Annotated in this window: 22 protein-coding genes and 3 pseudogenes; 12 read left to right on the top strand and 13 right to left on the bottom strand. The window is 40.2% G+C overall.

The genetic code is table 11. The features are described 5' to 3' along the window. Positions 1 to 92: 92 nt before the first annotated feature. The gene (locus CV014_RS21760) at positions 93 to 455 is read right to left on the bottom strand and encodes a DUF4864 domain-containing protein (RefSeq protein WP_236143937.1); all 363 of its coding nucleotides are present in this window, start codon (positions 453 to 455) and stop codon (positions 93 to 95) included. Between the two features lie 28 nt (positions 456 to 483). Then, the gene (locus tag CV014_RS21755; RefSeq protein WP_236143936.1) at positions 484 to 1,611 is read right to left on the bottom strand and encodes an SGNH/GDSL hydrolase family protein; all 1,128 of its coding nucleotides are present in this window, start codon (positions 1,609 to 1,611) and stop codon (positions 484 to 486) included. A 428-nt stretch (positions 1,612 to 2,039) separates the two neighbouring features. Here CV014_RS21755 and CV014_RS21750 point away from each other — a divergent pair, with 428 nt between their 5' ends. Beyond that, positions 2,040 to 2,234 carry a hypothetical protein gene (locus CV014_RS21750; RefSeq protein WP_103139438.1) on the top strand — a complete coding sequence of 65 codons (195 nt, stop codon included), beginning with the start codon at positions 2,040 to 2,042 and terminating at the stop codon, positions 2,232 to 2,234. A gap of 364 nt (positions 2,235 to 2,598) precedes the next feature. On the opposite strand, the gene CV014_RS21745 is transcribed toward CV014_RS21750, so the two are convergent. Continuing rightward, positions 2,599 to 3,408, bottom strand: coding sequence for a DNA-methyltransferase (locus CV014_RS21745; RefSeq protein ID WP_236143935.1), 810 nt, complete (start codon positions 3,406 to 3,408; stop codon positions 2,599 to 2,601). A 121-nt stretch (positions 3,409 to 3,529) separates the two neighbouring features. Next, the gene (gene cynS / locus CV014_RS21740) at positions 3,530 to 3,970 is read right to left on the bottom strand and encodes a cyanase (protein ID WP_236143934.1); all 441 of its coding nucleotides are present in this window, start codon (positions 3,968 to 3,970) and stop codon (positions 3,530 to 3,532) included. A gap of 203 nt (positions 3,971 to 4,173) precedes the next feature. Here cynS and CV014_RS21735 point away from each other — a divergent pair, with 203 nt between their 5' ends. After that, complete coding sequence (locus CV014_RS21735) at positions 4,174 to 4,440, top strand: ribbon-helix-helix domain-containing protein (protein WP_236143933.1); 267 nt, start codon at positions 4,174 to 4,176, stop codon at positions 4,438 to 4,440. Between the two features lie 116 nt (positions 4,441 to 4,556). Next, positions 4,557 to 4,742: pseudogene (locus tag CV014_RS21730) on the top strand (type II toxin-antitoxin system RelE/ParE family toxin); the annotation flags it as partial. 22 nt (positions 4,743 to 4,764) lie between these two features. Here the strand turns inward: CV014_RS21730 and CV014_RS21725 are convergent. Beyond that, positions 4,765 to 5,094: pseudogene (locus CV014_RS21725) on the bottom strand (XisI protein). 308 nt (positions 5,095 to 5,402) lie between these two features. On the opposite strand from CV014_RS21725, the gene CV014_RS21720 reads away from it, so the two are divergent. Continuing rightward, positions 5,403 to 6,599, top strand: a complete 1,197-nt coding sequence (locus tag CV014_RS21720) for a hypothetical protein (RefSeq protein ID WP_236143931.1) — start codon at positions 5,403 to 5,405, stop codon at positions 6,597 to 6,599. 232 nt (positions 6,600 to 6,831) lie between these two features. Here the strand turns inward: CV014_RS21720 and ahcY are convergent, their stop codons facing one another. Further along, complete coding sequence (gene ahcY, locus CV014_RS21715; protein WP_236143930.1) at positions 6,832 to 8,109, bottom strand: adenosylhomocysteinase; 1,278 nt, start codon at positions 8,107 to 8,109, stop codon at positions 6,832 to 6,834. Positions 8,110 to 8,338: 229 nt separating this feature from the next. Here ahcY and CV014_RS21710 point away from each other — a divergent pair, with 229 nt between their 5' ends. The 6 genes from CV014_RS21710 (at position 8,339) to CV014_RS21685 (ending at position 12,542) form a co-directional block, all read left to right on the top strand. Next, the gene (locus CV014_RS21710) at positions 8,339 to 8,629 is read left to right on the top strand and encodes a hypothetical protein (protein ID WP_236143929.1); all 291 of its coding nucleotides are present in this window, start codon (positions 8,339 to 8,341) and stop codon (positions 8,627 to 8,629) included. 11 nt (positions 8,630 to 8,640) lie between these two features. Next, positions 8,641 to 10,275, top strand: coding sequence for a mechanosensitive ion channel family protein (locus CV014_RS21705; RefSeq protein WP_442946930.1), 1,635 nt, complete (start codon positions 8,641 to 8,643; stop codon positions 10,273 to 10,275). Between the two features lie 215 nt (positions 10,276 to 10,490). Continuing rightward, positions 10,491 to 11,339, top strand: coding sequence for an S-formylglutathione hydrolase (fghA, locus tag CV014_RS21700; protein WP_236143928.1), 849 nt, complete (start codon positions 10,491 to 10,493; stop codon positions 11,337 to 11,339). A gap of 79 nt (positions 11,340 to 11,418) precedes the next feature. Continuing rightward, positions 11,419 to 11,586 carry a hypothetical protein gene (locus CV014_RS21695; RefSeq protein ID WP_236143927.1) on the top strand — a complete coding sequence of 56 codons (168 nt, stop codon included), beginning with the start codon at positions 11,419 to 11,421 and terminating at the stop codon, positions 11,584 to 11,586. After that, on the top strand, positions 11,564 to 12,355 hold the full coding sequence (locus tag CV014_RS21690) for a Tab2/Atab2 family RNA-binding protein (RefSeq protein ID WP_236143926.1): 792 nt from the start codon (positions 11,564 to 11,566) through the stop codon (positions 12,353 to 12,355). Before CV014_RS21695 ends, CV014_RS21690 begins: the two co-directional genes overlap by 23 nt. A gap of 43 nt (positions 12,356 to 12,398) precedes the next feature. After that, a complete protein-coding gene (locus tag CV014_RS21685) occupies positions 12,399 to 12,542 on the top strand; it encodes a hypothetical protein (RefSeq protein ID WP_236143925.1) in 144 nt (47 codons plus the stop codon). On the opposite strand, the gene hemB is transcribed toward CV014_RS21685, so the two are convergent. Then, a complete protein-coding gene (hemB, locus tag CV014_RS21680; RefSeq protein ID WP_236143924.1) occupies positions 12,502 to 13,521 on the bottom strand; it encodes a porphobilinogen synthase in 1,020 nt (339 codons plus the stop codon). The genes CV014_RS21685 and hemB overlap by 41 nt on opposite strands. A gap of 96 nt (positions 13,522 to 13,617) precedes the next feature. Here hemB and CV014_RS21675 point away from each other — a divergent pair, with 96 nt between their 5' ends. After that, entirely contained in the window at positions 13,618 to 13,761 is a 144-nt protein-coding gene (locus CV014_RS21675) for a histidine kinase (protein WP_236143923.1), read from the top strand. A 3-nt stretch (positions 13,762 to 13,764) separates the two neighbouring features. Here the strand turns inward: CV014_RS21675 and CV014_RS21670 are convergent, their stop codons facing one another. The 3 genes from CV014_RS21670 to CV014_RS21660 all read right to left on the bottom strand — a co-directional run bounded on the left by CV014_RS21670 (position 13,765) and on the right by CV014_RS21660 (position 17,094). Continuing rightward, positions 13,765 to 14,259 carry a hypothetical protein gene (locus CV014_RS21670; protein WP_103140110.1) on the bottom strand — a complete coding sequence of 165 codons (495 nt, stop codon included), beginning with the start codon at positions 14,257 to 14,259 and terminating at the stop codon, positions 13,765 to 13,767. A gap of 178 nt (positions 14,260 to 14,437) precedes the next feature. Further along, a complete protein-coding gene (locus CV014_RS21665) occupies positions 14,438 to 16,606 on the bottom strand; it encodes a pentapeptide repeat-containing protein (protein ID WP_236143957.1) in 2,169 nt (722 codons plus the stop codon). Positions 16,607 to 16,764: 158 nt separating this feature from the next. Next, entirely contained in the window at positions 16,765 to 17,094 is a 330-nt protein-coding gene (locus CV014_RS21660) for a hypothetical protein (RefSeq protein WP_236143922.1), read from the bottom strand. Between the two features lie 489 nt (positions 17,095 to 17,583). On the opposite strand from CV014_RS21660, the gene CV014_RS21655 reads away from it, so the two are divergent. After that, on the top strand, positions 17,584 to 18,054 hold the full coding sequence (locus CV014_RS21655; RefSeq protein WP_329608417.1) for a hypothetical protein: 471 nt from the start codon (positions 17,584 to 17,586) through the stop codon (positions 18,052 to 18,054). Between the two features lie 202 nt (positions 18,055 to 18,256). Here the strand turns inward: CV014_RS21655 and CV014_RS21650 are convergent, their stop codons facing one another. From CV014_RS21650 to pgmB, 3 genes and pseudogenes are all read right to left on the bottom strand, one after another. Further along, entirely contained in the window at positions 18,257 to 18,628 is a 372-nt protein-coding gene (locus CV014_RS21650) for a hypothetical protein (RefSeq protein WP_236143921.1), read from the bottom strand. 70 nt (positions 18,629 to 18,698) lie between these two features. Further along, a complete protein-coding gene (locus CV014_RS21645; RefSeq protein ID WP_236143920.1) occupies positions 18,699 to 19,181 on the bottom strand; it encodes an adenosine-specific kinase in 483 nt (160 codons plus the stop codon). Between the two features lie 15 nt (positions 19,182 to 19,196). Next, positions 19,197 to 20,560, bottom strand: a pseudogene (pgmB, locus tag CV014_RS21640) (beta-phosphoglucomutase); the annotation flags it as partial.

Here is a 20,560-nt window from a genome sequence, read left to right as displayed (position 1 = left end):
AATGAGTAATGAGTAATGAGTGCTGTTAGCGGTAGTGCAGCGTTGAGCCGATGTTGAGTGCTGACTAATGACTAATGACTAATGACTATTGACTAAATAGTCTCCGCCTCCACAGAAACTAAAATACAGCCGTTAATCTTCCAAGACTCATCCTCTTGCTTTTCCATGAAGTATAAGGCTCTTAAGGGCTTACCGTCTGGTGCTAGTAATAAAACTGGCTGAGTGATGTTGTCTTGAATGGTGGTGATTTTCTCAAAAAATACTGAACGGGGGCGGTAGACGGCTGGGTAACTTATGCTTACCATCCGCATAAAATTATCTGCATTTTGGAACTGCTCTCTAATCCCAGGGCTAGCAAGGGCGAAAGCAGCTTGAGCATCATCTTTTTGAAATGCTGCTAGTTGTCTTTCTATAACGGAGCGTATAGCAATAAAATCGTTATCGGTAGCTTCCATAAATCTGCTATTAGATCGCCTAAAATGCTCAGTTTCTTGTTTGAGAAAGTTTGAATTCTACTTGTTGGAGGGCAAATCGCCACACATCATAACCGTCAGCAGACAAATGTATGCCATCTGTGGTTAAATCTAAGCGCAAGTTGCCGTCTGCATCGGTAAACCAGTTATGAATGTTTAAGTAGTTCACTCCTTCTTGTTTAGCAATTTGAGCGATTTTGACGTTAAGCTGACGAATACGACTATTAGATATTGTGGATACATTAGTCGGTAGAATAGACTGCACAAATATCTGAGTTTTGGGGTGATTTTGCCTTAAGGTACGCATCATGCGGCGGTGATTTTGCAAGATGGTTTCATCACTGACACCTTTTCTGAGGTCGTTAATCCCAGCCATGATATAAATTGCTTCTGGGCGAGTTTGAGAAAATGCCCCTAATCGTTTCACTATGCCGCCGGAAGTATCACCAGATATGCCCTGATTGAGCCATAATTTACCTGTGGGCAGTTTTTTCCTGGGAAACCACAGACTCAAGGAATCACCCACTAAGATACTGAGACGATTTTTACCTTGACCCTGGGCGATCGCTTTCGCCTCTAAAGCTAGTAAACTTTTCCAATCCTCATAGGTTAATTGCTGTTTTCCCTTGGATTCTGCAAATTCTGGCTCAATGTCGGCACGGGTGTAAATCTGACCTGTTTTTAGTGCTGCCAGTCTTTGATAGTAAAGTTGATTGCCAGAAGTTAACAGTAAATTTACTGATTGATGACTGGGATTAAATAATAAGTCTATTGATATTGATAAATCTTGTTCAGTTAAAAGTTTCTTCTCACTAGCTCTTGGCTCAGAAGCTTCAGAAGCCGGTAAAATTTGACTGCTGAGTTCTGGTAAGGCAAGATTCAGCAGTTGAGACAACAATTTTTGATTTTTTTGTGGTTGTGTATTTGCTTCTGTTTGTAATAATTTGCTGCTAAATTCTGGAGTTGATACATCAGGTTTGAGGTGATGCTGGGCATCTGTGATTGTCTGAGAGTCTTGTTTTGTAAACCATTGGGAATTATGTTTATCCGGCGATTTAATTGACAATTGTGGAAAAGCTGATGCCGGTATTGCCAATCCTGTTAACAAACCTACTGCCAACAGATAAGAATCCCTCATCGCTGTTTCTCTCCTCTTATTAGTGCTTTTCCTTTTGACAGTCTTAGTTGTCCGTATTCAGGAAATTTTACGGTGGTTAAAATATCATTCTTATGTATAATGTATATTTCTGTAAACCGGGTTAACGATATTATCTCTGACAATTTACAAATTCTTTAAAGCGTATATTTTCTAGTATATAGACGAGAACCTCCGAAAACCTCATATCCAGTTGATGAAGTAGCATATTTTTGGATATCAATACTCCTAGATAATATTTCTGATTTTTGTTATTAAATTTACAGTATAAACTATTGCAATATACGTAAATTCTTGCATTGAAACATTTATTCATCTGTTCTGACATATTTAAATTCAATTCAATTGATGAATAAGCTGGTAATAAGTGCTAAGATTTATGCGAAGTAATCGTTTTTCCCTGTAATTTTGTGGCTAGAGCTAGTACAGCAATTGGTGTCAGTCCAATTATTAAAGAGATAGTGCAGAAACAAGCACATTCCACCCGTTTAACTCTCAAAGAGGTAATTCTCATGGGAATGTTAGCGATAGATAAGCTTGATGATCAAAGTCGTCAAGAATTAGCAGATAAAGTCCATCAAATGCAAGTAAATGGTGAAATCTAAGTCTGCTGACTAAAGTTAATAGTCCCTATTACACAGCCCATATAACAGCAAAAATTTATCATCGAGAAAACAGCAGTTAAAATCAAGCATGATTTGGTGTACGATTTTCACACCTTAAATCAAGCAAGAGTTTCCTAAATTCTTGTCCACTAACTTGTGCATTCTTTTGAGCCTCCGAGTTTTAGATTTTAAATTTCGGATGATGTAATTGAATTTCAAGTAAGGGCGGCTTTGAGAAAATATCTGTTTTTCTAACGTGAATATCTCTGATCACCCGCCCCTACAAATCTAAAATCGGTTGACTGCTGAATTATAAATTCTTGCTGTTATTTAAAATAATTGCCATTAACTAACTGACTATTAACTAATCTTCAAATCGATAACGACTTCCCACAACATAATCCTGATTTATCTCGCATGAAATCCATCGACGCTGTAAAGTTTCAGCAACAAACCCAGTAGTATTAGAACCGGCAAACGGATCTAGCACTAAATCACCCTCATCAGTCAAAAACTTGATGAAGAATTCCGCAAACCCTTGGGGAAATCTAGCTGGGTGGGGCTTAATTCCGGCTGCTTTACAGCGTCGTAAATAAATACTATTAGATTCAGTGTTAGCAATTTCCAATAAATTTGGCGGTATCGCGCCTTGGTTATCTTTTTGGAACTTTTCAGAAATCTCATGTCCACTAGGACGAATTTTCGCTTTATAGCCATTTTTGAGTAACCGCTTCATACTGTGGCTATAGGGTTTCAATACTTTTCTGTTATCAGCTTTGGGGTGGGGTGTTTTGGATAACCACCAAACCACGTTTACCGCATCTTTGACACGTATCCTTCTAATTGTCACCCATTCGGCAGGTGTGGGTAATCGTGCTGGATTGTAATGATAGAGTTCTTGGGCGAGAAAAAAACCGACTTCCTGACATAATCTGACTAAAAGTTCATATTGGTAAATACTGCGTACAGGATTACCAGGAAGATAAGCACCGCCTAAATCGAGAACAAACGAGCCATTCTCAGCTAAAACACGTTTAAATTGATGCGCGAAAGGTAAAAACCATTCAATATATTTATCTGCACTGGCGTTACCGTATTCTTTCTGGCGTGTTAAAGCAAATGGTGGAGAGGTGAGAATCAAGTTAATGCTGCTGTCTGGGATAGTGGTAATCATTTCCAGACTATCCCCTAAATAGGCTTGTCCGTGTTGTTGTTTGTAATAGGGCGAAAAGTCGATAATTGTTCTGGTTGTTGTTTGTTGTGAATTTAGATGATGTGTTGAGAGTCTTTATAGACTACCACTTTTTGTAGGGTAAGAATTTACCAGACATAGTAATCTTAACGCGATCGCCTTTCGGATCTGCTTCTTTCTCCACATCCATAGTAAAGTCTATAGCACTCATAATCCCATCACCAAACTTTTCCTGAATTACGTCCTTGAGTGGAAAGCCATAGACCTGCATAATCTCATAAAAGCGATAAATCAAAGGATCAGTCGGAACAACATGCCCCAATCCCTTGACTGGGTATGCAGTTAACTCTGGCAGGTAGACATAACCTAAGCCAAGTGCATCTAAAATTAATTTAGCCTCTTCCTCAGACACACTAGCTTGACGATAAAATACAGCCGCAATCCAAACTTCATCGCGTCCTAGAATTTTTTCTAAATCTGCAAAGCTGACTCCTTTTTCTTTCTTAGCGGCGAGTAGTGTCTGTGTAATTTCGGGTATAGACATAAAGTCGGTTCTTGAAATACTTCGTAGTAGGTTTATTGACGAAGTTTAAATCACAAATGCTATTTTGTAAATGAATATCTACAACCTAGAAAGAATGAAAATAACTTTATATATATGAACATTGCTTATTTAACACTAAGGTGCAAAGATTCTAAGCAAGAGAATTATCATAGAATATACAAAGGCTCAATCGCATAATAGTTATGAATATCCAAATTTATCCAGAATTAGAAAAGATTATCCAAGCGCAAATTGCAACAGGTAGATATGCTAATGCGGAAGATGTGATTAGCAAGGCTTTAAAATTACTTTTAGAGTGGGAAAAAGGTTATCAAGACTGGGTAGATGAAACAAGAGAGAAGGTAAATGTTGCTATTGAGCAATTGGATAGAGGAGAAGGTATTGAAGGGGATATTGTAATTGAAAATTTGAGGAACAGATTACGAAAAGCAAGAGATGTGCAAGGATAAAAAGACATATTATTTCTCCTGAAGCGATTCGAGATTTATCAGAAATAATTGATTATTTTGTCGATATAAATATAGATACTGGAGAGCGTTTTATTGGTTAATTTGAGAAAAAATGCCAATATTTAGCTAACTTTCCCAACATGGGGCGTAGCTACAGCAATATCAGAGTTGATTTGCGGGGTCTTCCCTGGGACGGTTATGTTATTCTTTATCGAGTTATCGATAGTGGTATTGAAATTGTACGCTTAGTTAGTGGTTATCGACATTTAGAATCTTTGTTTGGGGAATCGATGGATACTTGAAAATAGCTAGTTGAGTGAAGCATTAACCTACTGCAAAATCAGTAAACTGTCTCACATAAGGTGATTTAAAGCCTAAAACTATATCGGTTTTTGGTACTCCTCATTCTACTAACTCACTAGCTACACCTGCTTCGGTCAAATCTCTTTGAATCCAAATTTTTCCATCTTTAATATCTATATGGATAACTGTAGCATAAGTTCTTTCATTATTTTCCCATCCTACATGAACTACTAAATAGCGATTTCTTTCACAATCAAATATTAATTCCTTTTCTGTTCCCTCTGAACAATGATTATCGGTATGTCTTCCTAAGACGGTTTTAACTACATCAGGATAATTTATTCTTTCCATAAGACAATCGCCTGTTTAATAGTTTCAAATATCAATAATTTTAATTTGTGTTCAGCAATTATTTCTTGAATAAAGCGTAATTTTGAGCATAGACATACAATTGCTTATTGAAACATTTCAGGTAGTTTATTGAAAAAGAGCCAGATACAATGACATCATGTTCTAATAGAGTTAGAATAGCCTAATGTTAATATATTTTAATCTAAAGAGTTCTCTAGGTGAGTCTTTGGAGCAATATATATTAAAGATTTTAATTTCAATTTCCACCTTTAGTTACATAAATCACATTATATTTGAGTAAATAAACAATGGATAAAGATTTAATATTAAAAATAGAAGAAAAAGCTAAAGATTTAGAGAATGATCTTGCTGTTTATAAAGACAATCAACAAAAAATACAGAAACAAATAAATTTGTTAGATATGGATGTTAAACAATTAAAAAAACAGCAAGATCATATAAGAACTGAAAATTATAAGGATTATTATTTGACTCCAGATAAAAGAAATAAAATTATAAATAGGTTATCGGAAACTCTTGAGCAAGAAGGTACAATTCTTGAGATTAAAGCATTAAATGATTTTAAAAACTCTGGTTATGACGCTGCTGAATATTTCTATGTTGATACAGTAACAAATAAATCTAGACAGATAGATATTTTAGCTCATAAACAATCATCATTTAAAATAAAGGAAACCAGGACAAAAATAATTTTAAATTTATGGATAGTTGCTGATTGTAAATTTAAGAGTCAAATTGACTTATTGTGTTTTAATTTCGGTATAAAGCAAGATGATATATTAAATTTTCCTAAATTCATAGCATCTGATTACCGGTTTAAGTTGAATGACGTTATTGAACCTAATTTATTAATAACAAGTAAAATTACTCAACTAGTTATGGATGCTAATGCAATGAAAGGTGATCATTTGAGGGATACATTTATCTATGATAGTTGTCATCAAGTCTATAGCTGTATAAAATCCCTACATTATGAAATGAGCCAGATATATTTTAATCATATGAAGACAGAACTTTCACGAAGTTCATACATCAGGCAAATTATTCGGGAAATGAATAATAATGAATTCATAAGTATTGAGGAAATAATGGAACGTCTGCATTTAGTTTCAGTTTATGATTTATTATCTGAAATTGAAACAATATATCTAGATGCTTTTATACCTGTAATCATTATTGATGAGAGTCGAGGAATATTAGAAGCAGAATTGGACTCTAATTTCAAATTAAAAAATTTAGTAGATAAAGAGATAGCTCTATATAAATTTTCTAAGGGATATAAATTGGATGAAAATGATTTTATAGAAGATTATATATTTTTTGTCAATCGCAATGGATTAACTAAATTATTTGATTATCTTGATAGATATCTTAATAAATTTGAAGACAAATTTTGCAATCTTCTAGAATGTCATCCAAAAACAATAATTTCTCTTTTTGAAAATGATGCCAGAGATATAGCAGTTTTAAATAATCAGTTGTGAGAGATAAATACCTGAAAATACCATAAATAGGTCATTTTATTTCCATCTTTTTTAACATTCACTGAGGACTTCTATATAAAAATTAATTAGTCATAACGTATCAGTCATATGAGCCAACTATATAAATATTACTATGCTTATTTTCTTCTTTTTTTGCTCCTTTGCATTTTTCAGACAGTAAAAAAGGGATAAGCCCGAAAGCCTATCCCTAAAAAATCAACTAATCAATAAATTAAGTTCCAGATTGCCAAGAATTGATGTATTCAATTTGATCAGGGGTCAAGCTATCAATGTAAATACCCAAAGCTTGCAACTTCAAACGAGCAATTTCTTGGTCTACTTCAGTGGGAACTGAATGTAAGCCAGGTTGTAATGTACCTTTGTTTTTCACTAGGTATTCGCAAGCTAACGCCTGATTCGCAAAACTCATATCCATAACTGCGCTAGGATGTCCTTCAGCCGCAGCGAGGTTGATTAAGCGACCTTCACCCAATACAATCACGGATTTACCACTGGGGAGTTGATATTGTTCTGTGAAGGGGCGGACTTGTTTGACTTCTGTGGCTTTGCTAGCTAAGTATTTCAGGTCAAGTTCAATATCAAAGTGACCAGAGTTACAAACGATCGCACCGTCTTTCATCACGTCGAAATGTTCACCACGAATGACGTGCTTGTTACCAGTCACGGTAATGAACAAATCACCTTGGGGTGCAGCTTCCGCCATTGGTAATACGCGGAAACCATCCATGACTGCTTCGATGGCTTTGATGGGATCAATTTCGGTAACAATCACGTTAGCACCCAAACCACGGGCGCGGAGTGCTGTACCTTTACCACACCAACCGTAGCCAACGACAACTACAGTCTTACCAGCTAAAAGAATATTTGTAGCGCGGATGATACCGTCTAGGGTAGATTGACCAGTACCGTAGCGGTTATCAAAGAAATGCTTGGTGTCAGCGTCGTTAACGTTGACTGCGGGGAAAGTGAGAACGCCATCATTAAACATGGCTTTGAGGCGCACAATCCCGGTGGTTGTTTCTTCAGTAGTACCAATCAAATCAGCGATTTGATGTTGGCGTTCTTGTACTAGGGTAGCTACTACGTCACTACCATCATCAATGATGATATTGGGACGGTGATCTAAAGCGATTTGGACATGGCGATTATAGGTTTCTGCGTCTTCGCCTTTAATCGCAAATACAGGAATTTCGTAATCTGTGACTAAGCAAGCTGCTACGTCATCTTGAGTGGATAAAGGGTTACTCGCAATTAACAGCGCGTCTGCACCACCAGCTTTGAGCGCGATCGCCAAATGTGCTGTTTCAGTGGTAACGTGGGCGCAAGCTACCAAACGTAAACCAGCAAAGGGTTTTTCTTTGGCAAAGCGATCGCGGATTTGCCGTAATACAGGCATTTCGCGTCCAGCCCATTCAATACGCTGTCTTCCCAAGGGAGCGAGGCCGAGGTCTTTAACCTCGTGCTTTAATCGGGGAGATGTTGCGGTCATTAAACTAGTTTCCTTAAAAAAAAGTAACGAGAGATACGTATTTTTACACGCACCCTTCTTGAGTATGCCACGACTCAGGAAATTTGGCTGTAATTACCAAATACCTAGTTTTAGCTTCCCTGAACTAGACTGACTGTTGATAAGCTCCCTGTCAACTGCATCTTTGGCTTTTTTCTTTTCTCTTTATTTTTGGTAAGAGTATTACGAAGTTTTCTCTGGGGATTGGGGATTGGGGACTGGGGATTGGGGATTGGGGATTGGGGACTGGGGACTGGGGACTGGGGACTGGGGACTGGGGACTGGGGATTGGGTGGAATTAACTTCCTCTCTCAGCACTCACTACTCACTACTCACTACTCACTACTCAGCACAGGCTAAACGCCGCGCTACCGCTAACAGCACTCACTACTCAGCACTCAGCACTCAGCACTCAGCACTCTCCCCTCTCCCTCTATCTATGGATAGGTACAATTACGTAATTGTATCGTGGAGAATTCTTCAGGATTCGATAGTAAATTAGGAGGTGTTTGAGTGCGCGTTAAATTTTTGGCGATCGCAGGTGCAATGGTTGTTTCTGTTGCATTTGTACCAAAAGCTACAGCCCAGATTCCTCTTTTACCTCAACTGTCAGTTTCTGGCAGTGTGAGTAATGAGAATAGTGACAGAACTGTTGCCGACTGGGTATATTTAGACGGTCGCCGATTGTTTCAGATATCAGCATCCAAAAGTGACTTCTCGGCTCGTTCACAGAATATTCAGCAGAATTTAGCGGAAATTAGTCGCACTTTCTTTCAGTCTAAAGATAAACAAGTTAAGGTAGATACCCGAACTATCAATGGGCTACCAGTAATTGAAGTTAATGGTCAATATCTGATGACGGTTACTACCGCAGATGCTGCACTACAACAGGTAGATACGTCAACATTGGCAAATCAAATTGCACAAGATTTAAAAGCAGGTTTAGAACAAGCTAAACAAGAACGAAAACCCCAATTTCTCATCAACCAAGGTAAGATTGCTGCGGGTCTTGGACTAGCGATGATTGTAGCTAGTTGGGGTGTGTATAGTTGGCAACAGAGAACTAAAAAACATCGCGTGATTCCAGTTCCACGCACTTCACCAGATACGCAAAACATTACTACTCAACTCAATCAGCAGCAGCACCAGCATTTACAAGAAGTTAAAAAACGGTTGTTTCAAATTGCTCAAGCTGGAATTTGGAGTGGTGGCGGTTTTGTGATGTTGGGTTTATTTCCCTATACACGCATACTGCAAGTAGGGATTGTCACGGCTGCTCAAATTCCTTTGAAAATCGGTGTGGTGTTATTGGGAACTTATGTAGTTACCCGTTTGAGTTATGCTCTGATTGACCGATTGACTACCGTTTTGGTAAGCAGTGGTGCTTTACTTAACTCAGAAACTTCTGAACGTCTACAATTACGAGTTTCCACATTTTCTGGGGTAACTAAAAGTATTGTCACCATTATTTGGGTAGGATTTGGCATTTTAACCGCACTCATTTTGTTTGGTATCGATGTCATACCCTTGCTAGCTGGTGCGAGTTTAGTGGGTGTGGCGGTATCTTTGGCTTCCCAAAACCTAATTAAAGATGCCATTAATGGCTTTTTAATTATCGTTGAAGACCAATATGCTTTAGGAGATGTGATTGCTGTTGGTGATGTTGGTGGTTTAGTGGAAAATCTCAATTTGCGGATGACGCAAGTGAGGGATGCAGAAGGACGCTTGATTACAATTCCCAACAGTGAAATTAAGGTAGTGGCGAATCTTTCTAGCCGTTGGTCAAGAGCCGATTTAGTGATTCCTGTAGGTTATCAAACAGATATTGACCAAGCCTTGCAACTCATTAAAAATGTGGCTTTAGAGATGAATCAAGACATCCTGTGGAAACGTCAAATTCTGGAAACACCGCAGGTTTTGGGTATCGATAATTTCGGCGATCGCGGTTTAATGATTAGAGTATGGATTAAAACCCAACCCCTCAAACAATGGGAAGTCGCACGAGAATATCGCCGCCGTCTGAAAGTCGCCTTTGACCAGGCTGGGATTGATATTCCCGTTCCGCAACAAGCAATCTGGGTTAATGACTCGCAGTTGTCTAACTCTCACGAAATACAAGTGATAGGTGACGGTAAGTCAAAGTTTTAAACTAACCCCTCTCCAAACCTCTCCCCTGCAAGGAGAGAGGCTTTAAAATCCACATTTTTCGTTGATATTTTAGCTTCCTACTCCCCTCTCCGCATCGGAGAGGGGCTGGGGGAGAGGTCAAAAAAGACTCACGCTAATTTACAGATGCGATCGCTATTATTTTGTTACAAGTCAAGTTAAACTCACTCATATTTTGAATGAAAACTGCTGTAATTATGAATAATCTTAATTTAATCGCTGAATATAAAAATTTTGACGGTCAACTCGGCTTTTATTCTCATCCCTCTTCAACCTGCAATAGTGAAATGCGTTTTGCAGTGTATCAGCCACCACAAATTAACCAAAACCCTGTACCTGTTCTCTATTTTCTCTCTGGTTTAACTTGTACTGAGGAGAATTTTATCGTCAAAGCTGGGGCGCAACGTTATGCGGCTGAGTATGGTTTGATGTTGGTTGCACCGGATACTAGTCCCCGTAACACTGGAATTGCCGGTGAGGATGATGATTGGGATTTTGGTACTGGTGCTGGTTTTTATGTGGATGCGACAGAAGCACCTTGGCGATCGCATTATCAAATGTATAGTTATATCGTGCAGGAATTACCAGCTATCATTGCCGCTAATTTCCCTGCACAGCCTGAAAATCAAGGGATTTGCGGTCACTCAATGGGCGGACATGGGGCGTTAGTATGTGCAATGCGAAATCCTAATTTATACAAATCAGTATCAGCATTTGCACCCATAGTTGCACCGATGCGTTGCCCTTGGGGACAAAAAGCTTTGCAAGGTTATTTAGGTAGTAATCAAGAAACTTGGCGTGCTTATGATGCTAGCGAATTAGTACAGCAAGTTGGCTTTCACAGTGCAATTTTGATTGACCAAGGGACTGCTGATAAATTTCTAGAAACACAATTACTCACAGATGTATTTGCCCAAGCTTGTAAAACTGTGAACCAACCCCTAAACTTACGATATCAAGCAGGCTATGACCACAGTTACTATTTTATCGCCAGTTTTATAGAAGACCACATTCGCCATCATGCGATCGCTTTTGGTTTAATTTGAGGGACTGGGCATTGGGCATTGGGCATTGGGCATTGGGCATTGGGCATTGGGAATAAACTATTCTTCAGTAACCGAACTAATGAGAAACCCTCAATCAAATTTCCAAGTGTATTTCCCCTATACCCCCACACCCTTACACCCCTACACCCTTACACCCCATACCCCTACACCCCTACACCCCTACACCCCTACACCCTTACACCCTTACACCCCTAAAGCAACTCATGAGTCTGGTTTGGCAAGCTGATTTTTATCGTAGTCCTCATAAAGATGTCGCAGGTCATACTTTATGGGAGTTGTTGATTTGTGATTCCACTCGGAGTTTTGAATATACCGCTACCTGTCTTCAGTCTGAGGCGAACGCCAGTTGGTTAACTATGCAGTTTCAGCAGGCGGCTAATGGCAACTTACCAGATGCAATTCAGGTATTTCGTCCCCAATCCTTGAGTTTAATTGAGACGGCTGGGGAAAATTTAGGTGTCAAGGTTGTACCATCACGCCAAACTGTAGCATTGAAAGAATGGTTAACCCAAAAGCAATACCCAATAACCATAGATAAACCGCCACCATTACCCTTACCGGAAAACCTTTGGGGGGAGGAATGGCGATTTGCGACAATTCCGGCTGGTGATCTTGTGGATTTATTTAGCGATCGCCCAATTCCCATTGTCTCTATGCCAGAATCTCTACAACCCCTAAATCTAGGTTTAGCATCAACAGTAGCAATTCCTGGTGTAGTAATTTTTGGTGGTAGGCGATCGCTCCGTTTAGCCCAATGGCTACAATCAGTAAATCCTGTCTCTCTTGAATATATTGCTGGTGCGCCAGATGGTTTAGTTTTAGAAGCAGGTTTAGTAGATAGATGGATATTAGTAACTTTTGAAGACAAAGAAGTTACCGCCGCCGCCAAAGTTTACGAACAGCGCAAACAGCAAAGTCGAGGACTACATTTTCTGATAGTACAACCCGATGATTCCGGTATGACTTACACAGGTGTGTGGTTGTTGCAGGAATAATTGGGGAATTGGGCATGGGGCATAGGGCATAGGGCATCGGGGATTGGGGATTGGGGATTGGGGACTGGGGATTGGGAATCGAGCATTGATTAATATTATTACCCCATGCCCCATGCCCCATGCCCTATGCCCTATGCCCCATGCCTCTATTTCACGCCATACGCCAGCATCAGAGCCACTTCTTTAGCAAAGTAGGTCAAGATTAAATCAGCACCAGCTCGTTTGATGCTGGTTAAAGTTTCTAAAATAATTCTTTTCTCATCAATCCAGCCCATCTGTGCTGCCGCCTTAATCATCGCATATTCACCACTGACGTTATAGGCAGCAACAGGTAGTTGTGTAGTATTGCGGATTTGATAAATAATATCAAGATAAGCTAGGGCAGGTTTGACCATGACAATATCTGCACCCTCAGCGATATCTAAATTGACTTCTTTGATAGCTTCTCTAGCGTTAGCTGCATCCATTTGATAGGTTTTTTTATCCCCAAACTTCGGCGCAGAATCTAAAGCATCGCGGAAAGGCCCATAATAAGCAGAGGCGTACTTAGCTGAATAAGCCAAAATCCCGACATGAATATATCCAGCCGCATCTAAAGCTTGACGAATTGCCCCCACTCTACCATCCATCATGTCAGAAGGTGCGACAAAATCAGTTCCAGCTTCAGCCTGTGACAGTGCCATTTTCACTAATACTTCCACCGTGGGATCATTCAAAATAATCCCTTGCTCATCGACTAACCCATCATGACCGTGAGTTGTGAAGGGATCAAGAGCCACATCTGTAATAACTACAATCTCTGGAACAGCTTGCTTAATAGCTTTGACAGTGCGCTGTACTAACCCATTAGGATTATAGCTTTCTGTACCGGTGTCGTCTTTGAGTGATTCTGATATTACCGGAAAAAGTGCGATCGCATTAATTCCTAAATCAAACGCCTGTTTTACTTCCTGCAATAACAAATCTAAAGTATAGCGATAACATCCTGGCATAGAGGATACTTCGACTCTTTGTCCTTCACCCTCCATCACAAACACAGGATAAATCAAATCATTCACTGAAAGCGTAGTCTCCTGCACCATCCGCCGCAAAGCCGCCGTGCGACGCAAACGGCGAGGACGATGCACCAGGATATCGTTTTTTAAAGGCGAATCTTGCACTGTCATAATCCAAAGTTTCATGAGATTGATAACGATTATCATCTCATGAAAACAAACTCACTCAAGGTGTCTAACGCAGCAGAATGTTAGGGGGACTGGGGATTGGGGACTGGGGACAAGGTAGACAAGGGAGTTTTTATTTCTATGTCCAATGCCCAATGCCCAATGCCCAATGCCCAATGCCCAATGCCCAATGCCCAATGCCCAATGCCCAATGCCCAATGCCCAATGCCCATTGACCATTGACTACTAAAAACGCAACCCTACACCACCCTGAACAGAGACAGCCGCGCCGCCGCCATTACGATAGGCATCAAAAGCGATGATCGCATTACCGAAAAGTACGGTATTACTGTTGGGGACGACGTAATCAACACCAGGTTGCAAAGCAAAACTGATTTTGTCACCTACGGGAGAAGCACTATCACCACCAGTTAAAACTAAGCCAGCACCTAAATAAGCATCAGTTTGCCAATTGAGAGGCACATCATAAGAAACCGTAGGTACAACTGCTGTATTCTGACCTACCAAAGCTTGAGCGCGAAAAGAAATTGGTGCTTCTAAAAGTTTGTAACGAAAAGCCAACACCCCACCTACTTGTACACCATCGGTTAACCCAACCGTCGGCCCTACGCCTACATAACTACCATAGGCAACCTGCGCTTGTGCTGACTGAGTATTAATAGTCAAACTCAATATTGAACTTATTCCTAAACCTGCAACTAAATGATGTATATATTTCATCACCCAATTCCTCACACCATCTGAGATTCTCCCAGTTTAATTGAATACCGATGATCAAGGCAAAATCTTTACTTAATGGGGCATGGGGCATTGGGCATGGGGCATTGGGAAAAGGGCATGGGGCATTAGGATAAAATCTCTCCTATACCCCTACACCCCTATACCCTTACACCCCTACTTACGGACACCGAGGATGAAGACCGCCTTGGGTACAAATGTAGGCAATTTGTCTTGCGTCTAAATTTTTGGCTTGGGAAAAGTCTACACCTTTGACTACCGCCGAGACTGAGCCAACGTCTGGGGTTTGGACGAATTGATCTGAGGGGTCTTGTCTGTTCGGGGTGAGAATTGCGCCTTGGAAATCAGCACCAGCGACGTTTGCGCCTCTTAAATCCACTAAACTCAAGTCGGCGTTTTGTAAGTTAGCATTTTCTAACTGGGCAGATCGTAAAATCGCACCCGTCAGGCGTGTTGCTCTCAGGTTAGCATTGGTGAGGTTCGCTCTTTCTAAGTCTGCGCCTGATAGGTCTGATGCTTGCCAATCTGTTTTAGTGAGGTTAGCAAATGATAATTGTGTACCAATGGCAATCACACGACCAAGGCGCGCACCATACAAGTTGGCATCCTTAAATTTAGCATCTCCTAAATCTGCCCCTGTCAAGCTGGCATTTTCTAGAACTGCACCGCGTAAATCAGCCCCGACTAACTGACTACTGCTGAGGTTAGCACCAACTAGGCGGGCATTGGCTAAATTGGCTCGGTTGAGGGTAGCACGACTTAAATCACTACCAATCATCAGGACACGGCTGAGATTAGCATCAGTAAAGTTCGCCTGTTGCATCTGAGCCTGAGTTAAATCAGATACAACATCATCGTATGTATCCAAACGTCCATCTTCACCGGGACTGCGGAAACGGCTACCTTTAAAATTAGCTTGGTTGAGATTGGCAGATTTAAAGTTGATACCTGATAGGTCAGTATTATCCAGAACCAAGCTAAAGAATGAACTACCAGGAGTACCACTTTGCCCTAATTGAACGCGACTGAGATCCAGATTTTGGGCTTTACCACTATAAACACTGAGAATTTTATTAATAGTTTGTTGGTTAACTTGTAACCGTTTTTGCCTGATTTCTCGTTCTGGAGACGCGCTGTTGACAGATTGTAATTCACCCGCTAAAAACTGATTTTTGTTGTGTAGTTCAGTAATGGTGGGGATACCAATACTAGTGAGTGCTTGTTGAATTGTATCTATCAAGATAGGGTTGGTTTCATTGACCATCATATCTGTTAAGAACTGGATAGATTGTTGGTCATTGAGACTACCCATAGCCAAAATTAAGCTTTGGCGTTCTGAAATTGTCGCTCCAGAATCGGGACTCAATTGTTTGACTAGTGCCAAAAACTGTTGACTATTGATTTTTTGTGACTCCCGATGGCTTTGCTGACTTTGCAGATAAACTTGTGTACCGATTAAAGTCGCTAATACCGCAGTCATACTGGTCAAGGCTACCCCAAACAAAGTTAAGTTGGGGTTTTGCTGCATCCGTCGCCACAACGAGACTAAATTGCTGTTGTCTGGAGTGATGGCCATTGCGGCTGTCGCTGATGCTTCATTTCCCTCTGGTACATTGGTGGAACTACCAGCAGCAGGTAAACTCCGTCCACTAGTAGCCGCATCTGCTACCACTGTAGGGCGATGAGCATCTATGACATAGGTACCTGCTAACCAGTCGTGTAATGCCTTGCGTCCTCGGCGTGAGGGTAAAGCTAGACCTTCACCCAATATCATTAATACTGCTAGGGATGTGAATAATCCTAAGTTGGGGAAAGCAAAGCTATAACGCCAGAGAATGTAGGCGATGGACATGGGTACAGTTAAGCGGCCGATACCTTCACGCACAAATACAGCCGCTAAACCTGGGGGTGTTCCTTCTTCATTGACGACTCGTACACCAAACCAACGCTTAGGTAAAGTGCTGCCGGTTTTGGCTAGTAAATATAATTGCCACCAAGAAAGAACTGTAGGTGCAATTAAAGCAATTGACCAAAGAATATTAGTTGGCCATGCTACATTGCGAATACCGTAGCTAGCAGGTAAAGCCAGAGGACGAGCGATCGCTCTTTCTGTTACTACTAGTACAGGGTTAAGTGGCACTCGATTGAGATCACTACGAGAGTTAGCGTATACACCCAAACCAAAGGGAACTAGTCCACTAGCCAGTAACAACGTCATTTCCACTGCCCAAGCAGCCAAGCGTCTTGTGACTAGAGAATTGGTTTTAGCTGTATTTTTAGTACCGTTAGATTGATTAGTATTATTTTTTTTAACAATTGGAGTAGCCATTACATAGTTACCTGTGTATTTATTTTTATGCCGCTTGTAATTTAGAAATTGGGAATGGGGAATTGGGCATTGGGCATAGGAATAAAAATCTACCTTGTCTACCTTGTCCCCCTTGTCTACCCAGTCCCCAGTCCTCAATCACCAATCCCCAACAGCCTCTATTGCTTCGGCGTGTTACCAGATACGAAAAATTTGTATCCAAGATACACTACCCCTGCTAACAGTGCCAGACTGATGGCAGATACTACTAATTTCAGTACCATCTGTACAATTGACAAGCCCAGTAAGCCAGCTACGCCGATAAATACTAGCTTGCCTGTCCCTGATAAGCTTTGAAACCAAAGTTTTCCTCGTTCTAGCGGTTGTTGCCAATTCAGCCAACTAAACTGCATAGTCTGTTTTGGTGTTGACTCTCCAGAGGCAGAATTAATATCAGCCTCTAGTTGTTGGAGTCGGCGTTTTAATTCTTCTTCTGATTGAGGATTCATTAATGTTTTACCTCAGTTAAGACATTTTTAAACAACAAAACCATCAGATTTTCGTCTTAGTAATTTACACAGGGCTAATTGAGTATCAGGTAAAATTTACTACTAAAAATTTTTAATGACTGCGTAGCTATTGCCTGCTGCTCAAATTTATAATTTTTCGTCCCTGCGTCATTTCTCATGATCTCTGATGGTTTTGTTTGTGATTTTAGCTAATGTCTTGCGATCGCGTACCTATTTGCGTAGGTTAATTTAACTATTAATGCTTATTTTGGGGTGAGGATTTCACTATATCTACATTCAGGTTGCATAATCAGAATTTTCAAGCCTGTAGATATATACTGAAATTATTACGAATTTCCATATAATTTACTCACTTCATCTGATTTTCATACTTGAGTTATATATAGAGTTAAATAAATTTATAAAATTTTATACATTAGACATTAGGAACAATGCTTATTTCTCCGCGTCTATTTAATCAGGATGTTTATGTCAAAAATTATTTTGAGAGATACGGAATATATGAAAACTTTTAAATTATTAAAAGTTCTGACTGCTACGTTAGTAATGAGTGTATCTCTGACGCAGGCGATCGCAGCTCAAACACCCACAATTCAAGTTAGCCGGAACTTACCTTCTGATCCACTGGTTGTTAATGGTACATCCAACACAACTGTTACTAGTAACTGTGGTAATATCTCTAGCACACCCAATCATGTGATTAGAGTCACAGAGGCCTTACCCTATCTGCGTGTAACAGCTAAAAGTCCAGGAAAACCCACGTTGTTAATAGATGGGCCTGGAGGACGTTTTTGTGTAATCGCAGAAAGTTCCACGAATAACGAAGCAGAATTATCAGGTTACTGGCCTACTGGTAATTACTCAGTTAGTGTAGGCAATATATCGCAGAGAGAATATAACTATATTATCGAGATTTCACAACAAAGACCACGGAAATAAAACTTAGGGGATTTCCAATTAAAAAAAATATACTATCTCTTGGATGGCAAGGGGGCAGGGGGCAGGGGGAAAAACAGTTGTTTTGAAGAGGATAAATTTGGATAGTTTATTTTCTGGAAGTCACTAGGAACAAAGTAATTGAAAATTGTTAAATGTTTACCAATGACTAATGACTAATGACTATTGACTATTGACTATTGACTCAAATCACTTGATGATTTTTAATTGGTGCTTTCATCCATTGGAAAGCTACAAGGTTTAATAACAAACCAATCAAAAACAGTATCACCATTAAAGTGATTTGATACCAAATAACTTGAGGCAAAAGTAAATCTAATACTAAATGAGTTAAATTGAGAACGCTATAGACTATTGTCAACCAGAAATGAAATACCCGATAGCGTCTATTAGCAGTAAAAACTGTAGCGATAATTGCCAATATTGGTATAGTGAAAAATCCCAGCATTAACCACATAATGCTGGATATTTGATTCATTGATGTGGCTTTTTGTGATTCAATTAAACTCAAGCCGTGGAAGAGAGGCATTAAACCCAATTGGGTGTGAAATAGCATTCCCAAAAGAAATACTAACCACAGAGTAATGATTTTTCCTGATAATTGTTAGCCATATTCTTGCCATGATTTATAACTTATAACCGATGTGCCGGAGTAAATTATGTCTTGCGTTCACATCCTCAGTTGTTTCTATACCTTGGGGTGAAAAGCCATCAATTATTCCTAAAATTCCCCTACCCTGGTCAGTTTCAGCTAAAATTACCTGTACAGGATTAGCTGTCGCGCAGTAAATTGTACAAACCTCTGGACATTGCTTAATAGCATTGAGGAAATTAATAGGATAAGCTTGTCTAAAAATAATCAGAAAACTGTGACCTGCACCTATAGATTGAGCATATCTAGTGGCTATTTCTTGTAAGGATAGATCATTGCTAGCGATTCTAATTAAACAATCTCCTGAAGCTTCACAAAAAGCAATACCAAATTTAACTTGTGCTGATATCCCCACCATAATTTCATACAAGTCTTCCACTGTTTTAATAAAGTGGGTTTGACCTAAGATGAGGTTACAACCTTGGGGAATTTCTAGGCTAACTGATTGCAGTTCCATATTTAAATAACTAGTTTAACTAGTTGAAAGTTTGTGAATGAATCGAAACTGTAAATCCTTCCAAGTTACACCTGCCAGGTTGGGGAGGACTATATGGGCTTTTCCTACCCGTTCGACGGGGCCGATACCTATAGCCCACATCCCACCGTCTAAGGCGGCTTCCACACCGGCGGCTGCATCTTCCACAACAACGCACTGGGACGGGTTTAAATCTAGCTGATGTGCAGCATAGAGGAATAAATCAGGGGCGGGTTTGGCTTTTTGGACGCTATAGCCGTCAGCCAATGAGTCGATGAGGTCAGCAATACCGAGTTTAGTAATGACTGTGCGAGCATTTTTACTACCGGATGCGATCGCAATTTTAATCTTAGCTTGCCTGAGTTCATGCAAAAGTGCGATCGCGCCCGGCAATAAATCCTTGGCGGTGATATTTTCAATCATCTGCACGTAATAGCTGTTTTTCCGTGCCATCATCTCTTGAATTTGGTCTTCTGAATAAGGTCTATCACCAATAATCAGCATTAAGGAGGCGCGACGAGACACACCCCGCAAAGCCTCATTTTTCTCTCGATTAAAGGGTATACCTGCTTCATCTGCTAGTTTTTGCCAAGCTAAGTAATGATATTCAGCCGTATCAGTTAATACGCCATCTAAGTCAAAGATAAACCCGCGAATATCGACATTGGGCATGGGGAATGGGGAATGGGGCATTGGGCATGGGGTATTGTGTTGTTCTCCCCTGCTCCTCTGCTCCCCTGCCTCTTCCTCAGTACGCAGGTCGAACTTATACCACTGACCACGCCACTGTAATTGAAATTTTAGGCGTGACCAGTTGGGGGTAGATGGGGGTGGGCTACGGGTGCATTTTCTGTAAATTGAATGCCGCCGAAACCGAAAACTACTGCTTGCCAAACACCGCCTGTGCTAGCACCGTGAATCCCATCTTGGGTGTTACCGCGAGTGTCTTCTAAATCGACCATTGCGGCTTGCATAAAGCGTTTATAAGCTCTTGTGGTATCGCCTAAGTCTGAGGCTAAAATGCTGTGAATGGCTGGCCCTAAAGATGAACCATAGGTGATATCTGTGCGGGGTGCGTAGTAATGCCAATTTGCGGCTAATATTTCTTCGTCGTAAGGAAACTCTGCTAATGGTCGCATCAAGTACAACAACATCAAGACATCTGGCTGTTTCAGCACTTGAGTGTGGTTAGTTCCTTCCATCCCTAAAACAGCTTGGATTGATTTTTGGCGGGGTTCGTATGCTGTGAGGTCAATATCTTTTAATTGGAAAAATCCCTCAAACTGTTCAATTAATTGCGTTTCGGGATTGTACAGAATCCAAATTTTATTGATAATGTCTTGCAATAGGTGGCAATTTCT

Origin of the sequence: Nostoc sp. CMAA1605 (assembly GCF_021596505.1) — a bacterium.
GTDB lineage: Bacteria > Cyanobacteriota > Cyanobacteriia > Cyanobacteriales > Nostocaceae > Trichormus.
The sequence above is the reverse complement of the archived record's forward strand: the minus strand, read 5'-3'. Positions and strand labels throughout refer to the sequence as shown.

Bases quoted from the DNA above. Each gene is read 5' to 3' on its own strand.
- CV014_RS21760 (WP_236143937.1), bottom strand. From the start codon at position 455: ATGGAAGCTACCGATAACGATTTTATTGCTATACGCTCCGTTATAGAA.
- CV014_RS21755 (WP_236143936.1), bottom strand. From the start codon at position 1,611: ATGAGGGATTCTTATCTGTTGGCAGTAGGTTTGTTAACAGGATTGGCA.
- CV014_RS21745 (WP_236143935.1), bottom strand. From the start codon at position 3,408: ATGATTACCACTATCCCAGACAGCAGCATTAACTTGATTCTCACCTCT.
- cynS (WP_236143934.1), bottom strand. From the start codon at position 3,970: ATGTCTATACCCGAAATTACACAGACACTACTCGCCGCTAAGAAAGAA.
- CV014_RS21735 (WP_236143933.1), top strand. From the start codon at position 4,174: ATGAATATCCAAATTTATCCAGAATTAGAAAAGATTATCCAAGCGCAA.
- CV014_RS21720 (WP_236143931.1), top strand. From the start codon at position 5,403: ATGGATAAAGATTTAATATTAAAAATAGAAGAAAAAGCTAAAGATTTA.
- ahcY (WP_236143930.1), bottom strand. From the start codon at position 8,109: ATGACCGCAACATCTCCCCGATTAAAGCACGAGGTTAAAGACCTCGGC.
- fghA (WP_236143928.1), top strand. From the start codon at position 10,491: ATGAATAATCTTAATTTAATCGCTGAATATAAAAATTTTGACGGTCAA.
- CV014_RS21695 (WP_236143927.1), top strand. From the start codon at position 11,419: ATGAGAAACCCTCAATCAAATTTCCAAGTGTATTTCCCCTATACCCCC.
- CV014_RS21690 (WP_236143926.1), top strand. From the start codon at position 11,564: ATGAGTCTGGTTTGGCAAGCTGATTTTTATCGTAGTCCTCATAAAGAT.
- hemB (WP_236143924.1), bottom strand. From the start codon at position 13,521: ATGACAGTGCAAGATTCGCCTTTAAAAAACGATATCCTGGTGCATCGT.
- CV014_RS21670 (WP_103140110.1), bottom strand. From the start codon at position 14,259: ATGAAATATATACATCATTTAGTTGCAGGTTTAGGAATAAGTTCAATA.
- CV014_RS21665 (WP_236143957.1), bottom strand. From the start codon at position 16,606: ATGGCTACTCCAATTGTTAAAAAAAATAATACTAATCAATCTAACGGT.
- CV014_RS21660 (WP_236143922.1), bottom strand. From the start codon at position 17,094: ATGAATCCTCAATCAGAAGAAGAATTAAAACGCCGACTCCAACAACTA.
- CV014_RS21655 (WP_329608417.1), top strand. From the start codon at position 17,584: ATGTCAAAAATTATTTTGAGAGATACGGAATATATGAAAACTTTTAAA.
- CV014_RS21650 (WP_236143921.1), bottom strand. From the start codon at position 18,628: ATGCTATTTCACACCCAATTGGGTTTAATGCCTCTCTTCCACGGCTTG.
- CV014_RS21645 (WP_236143920.1), bottom strand. From the start codon at position 19,181: ATGGAACTGCAATCAGTTAGCCTAGAAATTCCCCAAGGTTGTAACCTC.